A 13019-nucleotide genomic window follows, 5' to 3' on the forward strand; every position below is an offset into this window, starting at 1 on the left:
CCGCGGCGGGAGCAGAAAAATGCCCGGTCAGCCCGCAACCAGCCAGGAAACCAGCGCCAGAAACGCCAGTCCGAATCCCGCCCAGGTGGCGCGGGAGGTTTTAAGAAAGCGCAGCCGGGCGACGCTGTTTTCAATCAGCGCAATCAGCAGTACCGCGATAATTAATTTCAGCAGACACAGGATCAGTGCCAGTAAAAGTGGCCCGGCAGCGAGACGCTCTGCCAGACCAAACGGCAGGAACAGACCGGCAAACAGCTGCAGAACCACCAGCTGTTTCAGGCTGATCCCCAGTTTCAGGACCCCCAGCGCGGCGCCGGAATACTCCGTTAGCGGACCTTCCTGCAGCTCCTGTTCCGCTTCAGCCATATCAAACGGCAATTTGCCCATTTCAATAAAAGTGGCGAACGCGCAGGCCAGTCCGGCCAGCAGCAGCGTCAGACTGGAAGCGAGCGGCCAGTGCGCCACCGTGCGGCTGATGGCGCTCAGACTGGTAGAGCCGGCAACCAGAGCGGCAACCCACAGCGCGAGTAACAGAATGGGTTCCACCAGTACGCCAAGTACCGCTTCGCGGCTGGCGCCCAGGGCGGTAAAAGTGCTGCCGGTATCCAGCCCGGCAAGGGCGAACACCAGACGTACCACGGCGAACAGATAAATCACCGTCAGTAAGTCGCCCGCCGCGCCGAGTGGTGTGGCGAAAGTCACCACTGGCAGGGCGGTGGCAATCACCAGCAGGCCGCCGATCAGCAGATAGGGCATACAGCGAAATGCCATACCGGATGCCGCAGGCGCGACACTCTGGCGTTTCAGTAGTTTCGCGATATCGCGATATTCCTGCAGTACCCCGGGACCGCGACGGCTGTGCATTTTTGCGCGCAGCACGCGATTAAACCCGGCAAACCAGGGCGCCAGCGCCAGTAACATCAGTGCCTGCAGCAGGGCCAGCGGCCATAGCGGCCAGGCAAGTAAAGTGGGGAAAGCCATAGTCAATTCCTCAGGCAAAAGTGATAACCAACAGCGTGGCCAGCTCGATAAACGCCAGACGATGGCACAGGGTTGCCAGCCAGCCGCCATGCACTACGCTGGCCAGCCGTTCTGCCGTCGCCACACGACGCAGGCGGTACAGTGGCGCAAACATCACCCGCAGCGGCTGGGCAAAACCGCTGGCGGTGACCACCATCTCCGCTGAGTGCCCGTAACCGCAGGCCCAGGCATCGCCGCGCAGACGTTCCGGCAAACGCGCACCGCGCAACAGGCTGGCAAGCAGCAGCGGCAGTAACGGTAGCGACAGCAGCAAAATGGCGATCATCGCCGGAGAGACCGCCGCCGTCGCCGTATACAGTACGCCGCGCTGGCCGACCGCCAGCAGAGGGAGTTGCAGCACCGATGACGCCACGCCAGCCAGCAGCGGGGTGATCCACGGGGCGGCGATACCGATCAGCAGACATAGCAATGCCAGCATCAGCAGGCTGAAGGTGACGGGTAAAGGGAGACGCCCGGCGCTGGCAGCGCCATCACTACGTGGGGCGCCGAGGAAGGTGACGCCAAACACCTTGGCGATACACATTAGCGCCAGCGCGCCAGTGAGGGCCAGACCGACCGCCAGCAGTGGCCCGATCAGCCGGCCGATAATGCTGTGACCGGCACTGAGCTGAAACAGCGACTGATACAGCAGCCATTCGCTGGCAAAGCCATTAAGCGGCGGCAGGGCGGCCATCGACATCAGCGCGACCAGCATTGCGGCGGCGATCCACGGCATACGACGCGCCAGGCCACCCAGCTTCTCGATATCTTTTATCCCGGTCTGCTGTTCAATCGCCCCGGCACCTAATAACAGCGCGGTCTTAAACAGGCTGTGATTAACCAGATGGAATAACCCTGCCAGCAGCGCCAGCGCGGCAAAAGCGGGCATCTGCAACGCCACGCCCAGCATCGCGCCGCCGATACCCAGCAAAATAATGCCGATATTTTCCAGCGTGTGATAAGCCAGCAGACGGCGCAAATCGTGTTCCATCAGGGCATATAAACCCCCGATAAACGCGGTGATCAGCGCCAGCGCCAGTACCACAACGCCCCACCACAGCGGCGGAGTACCGAGGAGATCCAGCCCGATTTTCACGATCCCCATCACCCCGATTTTCATCAGCGCGCCGGAGAACAGCGCAGCCGCCTGCGGCGCAGCCGACGAATGTGACTGCGGCACCCAGCCATGTAGCGGGATCACCCCGGCATAAATGCCAAAACCGATCAGCGCCAGAATAAATACGGTGGATTGCAGCGCGGCAGAGAGCGGTAGGGTACGGGCCAGCGCCAGCGTGCTACTGCCGGTGGCATGGCACAGTAATGTAAAGGCCAGTATCAGACACAGGGTGCCGCAGCGGGAAAACAGAAACTGGTTAAGGGCGGCGCGGCGGCTTTTGCTGTCGCCATCCAGCACGGTAAGGAAATAAGCGCACAGTGCCGCCACTTCGATCAATAGCACCAGCCAGCGGGCATCCGCCGCCAGAATAGCGGCAGTGAGCGCGGCCAGCATCAGGTTGATCGGCGCGGCGCTGCGTGCGCTTTTCTTCGCCGCCGCCGCGCTGCTGGCTGCGGTGCTGTATAATGCGCTAAACAGCGCTGGCAGAGAAATCGCCAGCAGTAACAGCGCATTCAGCGCGCTAAATTCAACCGGGAAATGCAACCACGGCAGGTCAGCGGCAACCGGCGCCGACAGCGGTAGCATTAGCCCGGCGGCAACGGTGGCCAGTAGCGCTGCCAGCGCGCTGACCGACCCCTGCACACCGCAGGCGAAAGCCGGCCATGCCCTGAGTAACCAGCCCGCCAGCGCGCACAGCAGATAAGCCATAAGCGCCAGCGACAACAGGGTGGGCGCATTAAGCAGTGAAGCGATCATGGTTTTGGCTCCCTTAGCGAGCTACCGGCGCTCAGGTTGGGCTGGCTAAACAGCTGCGCATCCTGATCAAAAGCATTCATCGCATTTATCCTTTTCAGTTCGCTGGCATGGCGCATCGACCCGGCGGTCACCAGCGTTATGGCGTTGGTCGGGCAGGTACGTACGCAGGCCGGGCCTTCGCTACTGAAACTGCACAGGTCGCACTTCACCGCCACGGCGCGCAGGCCGGGGACACAGTCAAGGAATCCGCTTAGCGGCCGTGGGTCGGCGGGTGCGGGCAGGGCCTTACTGGTATTGCAGTCGCGCGGGATGGCGACAGGCCGGCTGCCGGAAAAACGGATAGCGCCGAACGGGCAGGCGATGCCGCAGAGTTTGCAACTGACGCACAGATTCTCGTTGAGCTGGATGGCGTTATCCTGGCGGGTGATGGCGTTCACCGGACAAACCTGTGCGCAGGGGGCATCCTCACACTGATGGCACATCACCGGTGCGGAATCCCGCTCATTGCGCATCACCTGCAGACGTGGCGCATCCTGCAACCCGACCTGGCGATGTTCCTGTGAGCAACTGGCCATACAGGTGTTACAACCAATACAGCGTGTGGCATCGGCAATAACAAACTGATTGCTGGCTACGGCGGGCTCAGATGGCGATTTATTCATTACCCCGGAGCGGTTCATGAAGGTTCCTTGTTATTTCGTCATTTTTGACGAAAACGGCATTTAAAATGACATTTCGACAGTTATGCCATTAAAAAATGGCATCACTGAACAGCCCATAATTAAACAATGCATTGCTGAAACGAGTCAGAATATTTACCGTCAGGCAACATCCAGTAATTTTCTCAGCTGCTGATAGCTGGAATGATTGTCATGAATTGAATCAAATAAACATTGATAAATGGTGGCGATGTTATTGAGGTAATGCTCCAGCACCGCATTGCGGTCGCGGATATCGACGCTGCCGTCAATGCGTCCATCTTCACCTAAGCTGGCATGGGCAAACTGACGCAGTTCGTCCGGCTGATCGGGCGCGGCGATATTGATGCTGTAAATAATGTCCTGACTGTAAAAGTCATTGCTGAGCTGGATGCGGACGATAAAATAGCCAAACAACATAAAGCGGATATCCTGACCATCACCGCAGATAAACTCATGATTTATCTTCTTATTTGATTGGGTTATCGCCGCTGTCAGACTGTTGCTGTAAGTGTGCCAGTGGATTTTCAGACACTTGTTTTTGCTGGCGATATAGTCTGCTTTGTCAGTCAGTTCGCTGATTGTACTCATGTTTATTACCTTTCCGGTCGTTCAAATTCAGGGTGAAGGGCCATTTCGTCAGAGGGTAAACTGTTCAGCCCGCTACGATGCCCTGGGTGTTGACCCCTGATATGGCATAAAACGTGCCAGTTTGGTTAAAATGAAAATAATACGTAACTTATCAATGCATTAGATTCTTTATTTACTATGATGGCTTCGCGTACTGATGACACTGGCGATGACGATGACGACTATTTTCGTCATAATTGACTGCGTATTTTCGCCATCAATTAAACTGCGAAAAAATAAACTCCGGTTGCTATTTTACGCGATTAAAAATAGCAACCTATACTCTGGCATCTTATTTGCAATGGTTAGCATTAACCTGAGATTGCTATTTATCCGTCAGGGTAATAAGAAGGAAGGATGCACGAAATAACCCTGTGCCAGAATGCGGTGGAAATTATGCTGCAACATGCGCAGAACAATAATGCGCGACGGATTACCGCCGTCTGGCTGGAAATCGGTGCGTTTTCCTGTGTGGAAGCGGAAGCGCTGGATTTTTGTTTTGAACTGGTGTGTCGTGAAACGCTGGCGCAGGGATGTCAGCTACATCTGCTGACGCCCGCCGCGCAAAGCTGGTGCTACGATTGCCAGCAGCCGTGTCAGCTACTCAGCCCGAAGGCGCTGATCTGCCCGCAATGTGGCGGACGTAATTTGCGGGTGGTTGCCGATGATGGAATGAAAATCAAACGCATTGAAATTGAATAACCGGCGTCAGTCGGCGTCTGAGGAGAATATTATGTGCAGTACCTGTGGTTGCGCCAGCGGTGAGCTACGTATTGAGGGCATCAGCGGCACACCGGCCCGACAGACGAATTTGCCGTTTGCGCCCGGGATCAGCCAGCGTCGCATGCTGGATATTGAAATCGATGTACTGGCAAAAAATAATCATATTGCTGCGCATAACCGCCAGCATTTTGCCCGGGCGCAGATTCTGGCGCTGAACCTGGTGTCGAGCCCCGGTTCCGGCAAAACCACGTTACTGACCGAAACGCTGAAACGTCTGTCGCCACAGGTTGACTGCGCGGTGATTGAAGGGGATCAGCAGACCACGCGTGATGCTGACCGCATCCGCGCCACCGGGGTGGCGGCGATTCAGGTCAATACCGGCAAAGGGTGTCATCTTGACGCGCAAATGGTGCACGATGCCGTCCACCAGTTATCACCCGGCGTGCGCAGCCTGCTGTTTATTGAAAATGTCGGCAATCTGGTCTGTCCGGCCAGCTTTGACCTCGGCGAAAAACATAAAGTTGCGGTGCTGTCGGTCACCGAAGGCGATGATAAGCCGCTGAAATACCCACATATGTTTGCCGCCGCCAGCCTGATGATCGTCAATAAAGTCGATCTGCTGCCTTACGTCAATTTTGATGTCGAACTCTGTATTGCCAATGCCCGTCAGGTGAACCCCCGGATAGCGGTTATTGTGCTCTCCGCGACCCGTGGTGAAGGGATGGAGCAGTGGCTGGAGTGGCTGGCGGCCCAACGCGCTGACAGCGGAGCAGTCTCATGTGCATAGGCATTCCGGGGCAGATCGTCGCGTTGCACGACAGCCGCCGCGATCATGCCTGGGCTGAGGTCTGCGGTTTGCGGCGCGAGGTGAATGTCGCGCTGGTGGCGACGGAGGGACAGCCGCTGAGCGCGTTGCTGGGAAGCTGGGTGCTGATTCATGTCGGTTTCGCCATGAGTCTGCTGGATGAACAGCAGGCGCAGGACACGCTGGCGGCGCTGTATGCCATGCAGGAAGTGGAGCCGGATGTCGGCCTGTTTATGCGCGGTGAAGGGGGCGATGATGCGTTACGTTGATGAGTTTCGCGACCCGCAGTTAGCGCAGCAACTGCTTGAACAGCTCCGGCTGCGTGCGCAGCAGCTGCCATTCAGCGCGGCGAAGCCGATGCAGATAATGGAAGTGTGCGGCGGCCATACTCACGCCATCTTTAAGTTTGGTCTCGATAAACTGCTGCCTGACAATATCGAATTTATTCATGGCCCCGGCTGCCCGGTTTGCGTGCTGCCGATGGGACGGATTGATGCCTGTTGTGAGATTGCTGCGCATCCCGGGGTGATTTTCTGTACTTTCGGTGATGCGTTGCGGGTACCGGGAAAACAGGGATCGCTGTTACAGGCACGCGAACGCGGTGCCGATGTGCGTGTGGTCTACTCACCGATGGATGCCCTGCAACTGGCGCGGGAAAATCCGCAGCAGCAGGTGGTGTTTTTTGCCCTTGGTTTTGAGACCACCATGCCGGTGACCGCAGTGACGCTGCAACAGGCGCGGCGGGAAGAGATTGGCAATTTTAGCGTTTTTTGTCAGCACATCAGCCTGATCCCGACCCTGCGCAGTTTATTACAGGCGCCAGAATCGCGCATTGATGCCTTTCTGGCACCGGGCCACGTCAGTATGGTGATTGGCATTCACCCGTATGATTTTATCAGTCAGCAATATGCCAGGCCGCTGGTGGTGAGTGGTTTCGAGCCGCTGGATATGCTGCAAAGCGTGTTAATGCTGGTCAGTCAGTTTTGCCAGCAGTCGCCACGCACCGAGAATCAGTACAGTCGGGTAGTGGCGGACCACGGCAATTTACTGGCGCAGCGGGCGATGCAAGAGGTGTTTGCGCTTCATGGCGACAGTGAATGGCGTGGGCTGGGGATTATCGCCGGTTCAGGTATTACCCTCACCCGCGAGTATGCCGCTTTTGATGCCGAGCAGCGTTTTCGCCCGATGATGCAACAGGTAGCCGACGATCCGCAGGCCCGCTGTGGCGAGGTGCTGACCGGTCGCTGCAAGCCGCACCAGTGTCCGCTATTTGGTCGCCGCTGTACGCCGCAAAATGCTTTTGGTGCGCTGATGGTCTCCTCGGAAGGCGCCTGTGCAGCCTGGTATCAGTATCGTTATGAAGAAGCCGGACAGGAGAGCAGCCAATGAATGACAGCAGTAAAGTGGTCACCATGGCGCATGGCAGCGGTGGACGCGCCATGCAACAATTAATTGAACGGCTGTTTCTGCAGGCATTCGATAACCCGTGGCTGAGTCAGCGCGAAGACGGGGCGCGGCTGATGTTGTCGGCGTTGACCGCCCAGGGTGACCGGCTGGCCTTTACCACCGACAGCTATGTGATTGACCCGATTTTTTTCCCCGGCGGAGATATTGGCAAGCTGGCCGTCTGCGGCACCGCTAACGATCTGGCGGTCAGTGGCGCCACACCGGCCTATTTATCCTGCGGCTTTATTCTGGAAGAGGGGCTGCCGATGGACACGCTTGAACGCGTGGTCAGTTCGATGGCGGCGACCGCCCGCGATGCCGGTATTGCTATTGTCACCGGGGATACCAAAGTGGTACAGCGCGGGGCGGCGGATAAAATTTTTATTAATACCGCGGGCGTCGGTGTTATTCCCAGCGGACTCAACTGGGGAGGCGCGCAGATCGCCAGTGGGGATCGGATTATCGTCAGCGGCACGTTGGGCGATCATGGCGCCGCGATCCTCAATTTACGCGAAAATCTCGGCATGGATTTGGGGCTGGTCAGCGACTGTGCGGTGCTAAGCGGCATGATTGCGCCATTGCGCGCCATGCGCGGAGTCCATGCTTTGCGCGATGCGACCCGTGGCGGGGTGAATGCCATTTTGCATGAGTACGCGGCTGCCAGCGGGCTGGGTATCGAAATCGTGGAGGATGCGCTGCCGGTAAAACCCGCAGTACGCGGCATCTGCGAGCTGCTGGGGCTGGAACCGCTCGATTTCGCTAATGAAGGTAAACTGGTCATCGTGGTGACAGAACAGGCGGAAGCGGCAGTATTGCAGGCGCTGCGCGCGCATCCGCTGGGCGCTGACGCCACGACTATTGGTAAAGTGACTGACGGCTCCCGGGTACAGCTGCGCGGCAGGTTGGGGATTACGCGTCAGTTAATGTTGCCGCACGGCGAGCCTTTACCCCGTATTTGTTGATCCCGGCAAAGAGTCTGCTGTCTGTAAAGCGGTAGACTTTTTGTCATGTGAATTTTTATATGCTGAGTACTTCATGCAGATTGCAAACTCCGAGATCCACACCCATTACGGATTAGTAGAACTGGCGCAAACACTGCTCAGTCAGCGATCTTTTGCTGCGCTGATGGACTATGTGACGAAGTTGGTGCAAAAAGCCGGTGTTGCTGACGTGGTAACGCTGGTCCTTATTTCTGCAGACAGCCAACGTGTTAGTTTTAATGGTATCGACCAGCATAATCAGCCGGTCAGGTATGAAGATGAGACGCTGCTGGCCAATGGCCCGGTGCGGCAGTTACAAAATAATGCCCAATTCCAGTGCTGGCAGGGCGATGCCCTGCGGCAGCGTTTCCCGCAGCTGGGCGCCCTGCATTTCTATCCCGCGTTTACCGATTACTGCCTGATGCCGGTAGTGGTCAGCAGTGGACTATTGGGAGGGTGTGAGTTTATGCGTCTGCAGGCGCGCCCCTTTACGCCGGAAGAGTGCGGCTGGCTGCAGCAATTAATGACGCTGGTTGCGCTGGGCGTGGAGCAGATCCAGTCACGCGAAGCGGCAGCATTACAGCAAACGCAGATCTGCCACGAGCGGGATGACTATCGAATTTTAGTGGATGTCACTAACGCCGTACTGTCAAAACTGGATCTGGATGATTTGATCGGCGAAATAGCCAGTACCGTCCACCACTTCTTTAAGCTGAATGCCATTAGCATTATGTTGTGCGAAGACGACAGCGACCAGTTTAGCGTCTATACCACTCACTATATTCAACACCACGTTGCTGAACGTGAACATTACCATATGGCGCGCGCGGGGACGCTGGAGCAGCAGGTGATGGAGCGGGGTGAAATGCTGTTACAGAATCTGCAGCCTTCCGATCAACTGGCCAGTTATGAACGGCACCTGTTTACGTTATGGAAGGAGCAGACTCAGACGCTGTGTGTGCTGCCGCTGAGTTTTGGTGACAAAACGCTGGGCGTTCTCAAGCTGGCGCAGGGTAAGCCAGACCATTTCAGTCATACCAATTTACGCCTGCTACAGCAAATTGCCGAACGTATGGCAATTGCGGTGGACAATGCGCTGGCTTATCAGGAAATCAAAAAACTGAAAGAGAAGCTGCAGCATGAAAACCTGTATCTGAATGAGCAAATCAACAACGATAATCCGGACTTTGGAGATATTGTCGGGCGTAGCGCCGCCATGTCGGCAGTGCTTAAACAGGTTGAAATCGTGGCTAAAAGCGACTGTACGGTACTGATCCTCGGTGAAACCGGTACCGGTAAGGAGCTGATTGCCAGGGCGATTCACAATCTGAGCAATCGCCGTCATCAGCGGATGGTAAAAATGAACTGTGCCGCCATGCCTGCCGGTTTAATGGAAAGCGATCTGTTTGGTCATGAAAAAGGTTCGTTTACCGGAGCAACGTCCCAGCGCATGGGCCGCTTTGAGCTGGCTGATGAAGGGACGCTGTTTCTCGATGAAGTAGGGGAAATTCCGCTGGAGCTGCAACCCAAGCTATTACGTATCTTGCAGGAGCGTGAGTTTGAGCGGGTGGGGGGCAATAAGCAGATATCCGTAAATGTGCGTCTGATTGCCGCCACCAATCGCGACCTGCAGAAGATGGTTAGCGATCGTGAGTTCCGCAGTGACCTTTTCTACCGTCTCAATGTATTTCCGATCATTATCCCTCCGCTACGCGAGCGCCCGGAGGATATTCCCCAGCTGGTGAAATTTCTGACCTATAAGATCGCCAGACGCATGAAGCGCACAATTAACAGCATTCCGGCTGAAACGCTGAGCCAGCTCAGTAAGATGGAGTGGCCCGGCAATGTGCGTGAGCTGGAAAACGTGATTGAGCGCGCAGTATTGCTAACGCAGGGGACGGTGCTGAATATGCAGCTTCCCGAGCTGAATTTCAGTGTGGCGCCGCCGCAGGAGATGAACGCCGGGATCGTCACCGCGCCATCGCCAGAGCGTGATCTGGAAGAGAGTGAGCGGATCCTGCAGGTCCTCCGGGAGACGAATGGCGTCGTGGCCGGGCCGCGCGGAGCAGCGCAACGGCTGGGTTTAAAGCGCACCACTTTATTATCACGGATGAAAAAACTGGGAATTACCCCGCGCTGAAGCGTACCACGTCCCGGCCTGGCGCCGGGACGTGGTCAACCGCAATGAAGCCGCGACAGGATTTAATCGGCCAGCGGCGTACTGTCATACGCCTCCACAATGTCACTTCTGCTACCCGTGCGCATATTTCACGCTGAGCCACGTTCAATAATCGTAAAACCAATATCCACGATCGGCACGCTTACGGCTTCTCCGGCAAGCCTGGCCACCAGCAACCTGGCTGCCGTGCGCCCGATGGCCAGACGATCAATGCGCACGGTAGTGATTGCGGGTTGATTCCATGCGGCAAACTCCAGATCGCCAAACCCGATAACCGCCAGCTGTTGCGGAATCTGCAGCTGACGCGCCTGTGCTTCCATAATCGCCCCCTGCGCCAGTGTGTCAGAGCTGCAAACCATCACATCACAGGGGTTGCCATTACGCAGAAGTTCCGCCAATGCCTGACGACCAGACTGTAGCGACGCGGGCAGTGGCACCGTGACCTGACCGGCAAGGGCAATGCCGTGCTGATAAAGGGCTTCCGTCAGTCCCTGTTTGCGTTGCATGCCGCGACGATCGTCTGTCCAGATCAGCGCTGGCCGGGAATATCCTTTCCTGGCCAGATAATTACCGAGGCAGATACCGACTTTTTCATGGGAAAACCCAACCAGCATATCCACTGGCGTCGGTGTCATATCCCAGATCTCGACTACCGGGATCGCCGCCTGCAGGATCACTTTTTTCAGCGTTTGCGTATGATGAATGCCGGTTAAAACGATACCGTCCGGTCGCCGGGAAAGGATGCTGGCAACGATGTCAGACTCGCTTTCTTCCGCATAGCCGCTGACACACAGCAGCATATTATAGCCCGAGCGGGCTAACTCATCGTTGAGCGCCTGAATGGTGTCGACGAACATATTATTGTTAATCTGCGGTACCACTAGCGCAATCAGCCGACTTTTGCTGCTGGCCAGTCCGCCAGCTAACGCATTAGGGATATAGCCTGTTGTCTTTACCGCCTCCATTACTTTTGCCACGGTGGCAGGACGAACCTGATGGGGGGTATTCAGCGCCCGACTGACGGTCATCGAAGAGAGACCCGCGCTGCGCGCTACATCATCCAGGGTTGGGGTTTTACGCTGGGTTTTTGCCGTCTTCATATGAATCCTGATGCTGAAATTTCTGACCTGATGCCGCGGTTATCCAGCCGCTGCGCATCACGGATTTACAATGTTAACGCAAACATTTTTGGCGAATGCCACAACAATGCAGAATTGTGAATAACCGCGCGTTTTAGGCTACTAAAGCGCGTGTTATGTGATCATCTTTCCAATTTTAAGTGATGACTATAGGCACTCTGGTCTGCCGGTGAGAAAAATGTTAGCGCAAACATTATTCACAGGAGAACCTTCATGCTTAGCGCAAACTCAGATGCTGTAACCTATGCCAAAACCGCCGGTGCCATGACCGCTGCTGAAACCGGCGATCGTATCGAGTGGGTGCAGCTTTCCCTGGCATTTCTTCCGCTGGCGCAACCGGTCAGCGACGCCAAAGTATTAACCGGCCGTCAGAAACCATTAACCGAGGTCGCGATAATTATTGCTGAAATTCGTAGCCGTGATGGTTTTAGCGGGGTGGGCTTCAGTTACTCGAAACGCGCCGGGGGGCAGGGCATTTATGCTCATGCGCGTGAACTGGCCGACAATCTGTTGGGCGAAGATCCCAATGATATTGATAAAATTTATACCAAACTGCTGTGGGCCGGGGCATCGGTGGGGCGCAGCGGCATGGCGGTGCAGGCGATCTCGCCATTTGATATTGCGCTCTGGGATATGAAGGCGCGCCGGGCAGGTTTGCCGCTGGCTAAACTGTTCGGCGCCCATCGCGATTCCGTGCAGTGCTATAACACCTCCGGCGGATTCTTGCATACGCCGTTAGAGCAGGTGCTGAAAAATGTGGTGATTTCACGCGAAAACGGTATCGGCGGGATCAAACTGAAGGTCGGGCAACCGAATACGGCAGAGGATCTGCGCCGTCTTACCGCGGTACGTCAGGCGCTGGGCGACGATTTCCCGCTAATGGTTGATGCCAATCAGCAATGGGACAGAGAGACCGCTATCCGGATGGGGCGTAAAATGGAGCAGTTCAATCTGGTGTGGATTGAGGAGCCGCTGGATGCGTATGACATTGAAGGTCATGCTGCCCTGACCGCCGCCTTAGATACGCCGATCGCCACCGGGGAAATGCTGACCAGTTTTCGTGAACATGAACAGCTGATCCTCGGCAATGCCAGTGATTTTGTGCAGCCCGATGCGCCTCGCGTCGGCGGGATCACCCCTTTCCTGAAAATTATGGATCTGGCCGCGCGCCATGGACGTAAGCTGGCGCCCCATTTTGCCATGGAAGTGCATATCCATCTGGCCGCCGCCTATCCGATTGAACCCTGGCTGGAGCATTTTGAATGGCTGAATCCGCTCTTCAATGAACAACTGGCGTTACGTGACGGGCGCATGTGGATTTCCGACCGCCATGGTCTTGGCTTTACCCTGAGCGAGCAGGCGCGTAAATGGACCACCCTGACATCTGAATTCGGCAGGCGTCCGTAATGACCTGTGGCGGATATAGCGCTATCCGCCATTTTCAGGGCGTTGTCGCGGAATTATGGCGCGCTGACCTTCAGCAGATCCGCCATGCCGATGCGCTGAGCGAAACGAATATGCTCCTC

General features: G+C 56.3%; 12 protein-coding genes. 7 read left to right on the top strand and 5 right to left on the bottom strand.

Annotated features, from left to right (window positions below):
* Nucleotides 1-27: 27 nt before the first annotated feature.
* From JWF83_RS09350 to JWF83_RS09365, 4 genes are all read right to left on the bottom strand, one after another.
* Nucleotides 28-981, bottom strand: coding sequence for a respiratory chain complex I subunit 1 family protein (locus tag JWF83_RS09350; protein ID WP_413649929.1), 954 nt, complete (start codon nt 979-981; stop codon nt 28-30).
* Between the two features lie 10 nt (nt 982-991).
* Complete coding sequence (locus JWF83_RS09355; RefSeq protein ID WP_413649930.1) at nt 992-2893, bottom strand: proton-conducting transporter membrane subunit; 1902 nt, start codon at nt 2891-2893, stop codon at nt 992-994.
* Complete coding sequence (locus JWF83_RS09360; RefSeq protein WP_413649931.1) at nt 2890-3573, bottom strand: 4Fe-4S dicluster domain-containing protein; 684 nt, start codon at nt 3571-3573, stop codon at nt 2890-2892. The genes JWF83_RS09355 and JWF83_RS09360 overlap by 4 nt, the downstream gene beginning before the upstream one ends.
* Before the next feature lie 141 nt (nt 3574-3714).
* A complete protein-coding gene (locus tag JWF83_RS09365) occupies nt 3715-4182 on the bottom strand; it encodes a formate hydrogenlyase regulator HycA (RefSeq protein ID WP_413649932.1) in 468 nt (155 codons plus the stop codon).
* Nucleotides 4183-4578: 396 nt separating this feature from the next.
* Here JWF83_RS09365 and hypA point away from each other — a divergent pair, with 396 nt between their 5' ends.
* The 6 genes from hypA (at nt 4579) to flhA (ending at nt 10315) form a co-directional block, all read left to right on the top strand.
* Complete coding sequence (gene hypA, locus JWF83_RS09370) at nt 4579-4923, top strand: hydrogenase maturation nickel metallochaperone HypA (RefSeq protein ID WP_413649933.1); 345 nt, start codon at nt 4579-4581, stop codon at nt 4921-4923.
* Nucleotides 4924-4954: 31 nt separating this feature from the next.
* Nucleotides 4955-5731, top strand: a complete 777-nt coding sequence (gene hypB / locus JWF83_RS09375) for a hydrogenase nickel incorporation protein HypB (protein ID WP_413649934.1) — start codon at nt 4955-4957, stop codon at nt 5729-5731.
* Complete coding sequence (gene hypC, locus JWF83_RS09380; protein ID WP_413649935.1) at nt 5722-6018, top strand: HypC/HybG/HupF family hydrogenase formation chaperone; 297 nt, start codon at nt 5722-5724, stop codon at nt 6016-6018. The genes hypB and hypC overlap by 10 nt, the downstream gene beginning before the upstream one ends.
* On the top strand, nt 6005-7138 hold the full coding sequence (hypD, locus tag JWF83_RS09385; protein WP_413649964.1) for a hydrogenase formation protein HypD: 1134 nt from the start codon (nt 6005-6007) through the stop codon (nt 7136-7138). The genes hypC and hypD overlap by 14 nt, the downstream gene beginning before the upstream one ends.
* Complete coding sequence (hypE, locus tag JWF83_RS09390; RefSeq protein WP_413649936.1) at nt 7135-8157, top strand: hydrogenase expression/formation protein HypE; 1023 nt, start codon at nt 7135-7137, stop codon at nt 8155-8157. Before hypD ends, hypE begins: the two co-directional genes overlap by 4 nt.
* 73 nt (nt 8158-8230) lie before the next feature.
* Nucleotides 8231-10315: a formate hydrogenlyase transcriptional activator FlhA gene (gene flhA / locus JWF83_RS09395; RefSeq protein WP_413649937.1), complete on the top strand. Its 2085-nt coding sequence runs from the start codon at nt 8231-8233 to the stop codon at nt 10313-10315.
* 128 nt (nt 10316-10443) lie between these two features.
* Here the strand turns inward: flhA and JWF83_RS09400 are convergent, their stop codons facing one another.
* On the bottom strand, nt 10444-11454 hold the full coding sequence (locus JWF83_RS09400) for a LacI family DNA-binding transcriptional regulator (RefSeq protein WP_413649938.1): 1011 nt from the start codon (nt 11452-11454) through the stop codon (nt 10444-10446).
* Between the two features lie 252 nt (nt 11455-11706).
* On the opposite strand from JWF83_RS09400, the gene JWF83_RS09405 reads away from it, so the two are divergent.
* Entirely contained in the window at nt 11707-12900 is a 1194-nt protein-coding gene (locus JWF83_RS09405) for an L-talarate/galactarate dehydratase (RefSeq protein ID WP_413649939.1), read from the top strand.
* Nucleotides 12901-13019: the final 119 nt, after the last annotated feature.

It is taken from the genome of Pantoea sp. B65 (genome assembly GCF_047308185.1).
Lineage (GTDB): Bacteria > Pseudomonadota > Gammaproteobacteria > Enterobacterales > Enterobacteriaceae > Erwinia.

What these genes read in the sequence shown, in the direction of transcription:
- JWF83_RS09350 (WP_413649929.1), bottom strand. Translation starts at nt 981, where the DNA reads ATGGCTTTCCCCACTTTACTTGCCTGGCCGCTATGGCCGCTGGCCCTG.
- JWF83_RS09355 (WP_413649930.1), bottom strand. Translation starts at nt 2,893, where the DNA reads ATGATCGCTTCACTGCTTAATGCGCCCACCCTGTTGTCGCTGGCGCTT.
- JWF83_RS09360 (WP_413649931.1), bottom strand. Translation starts at nt 3,573, where the DNA reads ATGAACCGCTCCGGGGTAATGAATAAATCGCCATCTGAGCCCGCCGTA.
- JWF83_RS09365 (WP_413649932.1), bottom strand. Translation starts at nt 4,182, where the DNA reads ATGAGTACAATCAGCGAACTGACTGACAAAGCAGACTATATCGCCAGC.
- hypA (WP_413649933.1), top strand. Translation starts at nt 4,579, where the DNA reads ATGCACGAAATAACCCTGTGCCAGAATGCGGTGGAAATTATGCTGCAA.
- hypB (WP_413649934.1), top strand. Translation starts at nt 4,955, where the DNA reads ATGTGCAGTACCTGTGGTTGCGCCAGCGGTGAGCTACGTATTGAGGGC.
- hypC (WP_413649935.1), top strand. Translation starts at nt 5,722, where the DNA reads ATGTGCATAGGCATTCCGGGGCAGATCGTCGCGTTGCACGACAGCCGC.
- hypD (WP_413649964.1), top strand. Translation starts at nt 6,005, where the DNA reads ATGCGTTACGTTGATGAGTTTCGCGACCCGCAGTTAGCGCAGCAACTG.
- hypE (WP_413649936.1), top strand. Translation starts at nt 7,135, where the DNA reads ATGAATGACAGCAGTAAAGTGGTCACCATGGCGCATGGCAGCGGTGGA.
- flhA (WP_413649937.1), top strand. Translation starts at nt 8,231, where the DNA reads ATGCAGATTGCAAACTCCGAGATCCACACCCATTACGGATTAGTAGAA.
- JWF83_RS09400 (WP_413649938.1), bottom strand. Translation starts at nt 11,454, where the DNA reads ATGAAGACGGCAAAAACCCAGCGTAAAACCCCAACCCTGGATGATGTA.
- JWF83_RS09405 (WP_413649939.1), top strand. Translation starts at nt 11,707, where the DNA reads ATGCTTAGCGCAAACTCAGATGCTGTAACCTATGCCAAAACCGCCGGT.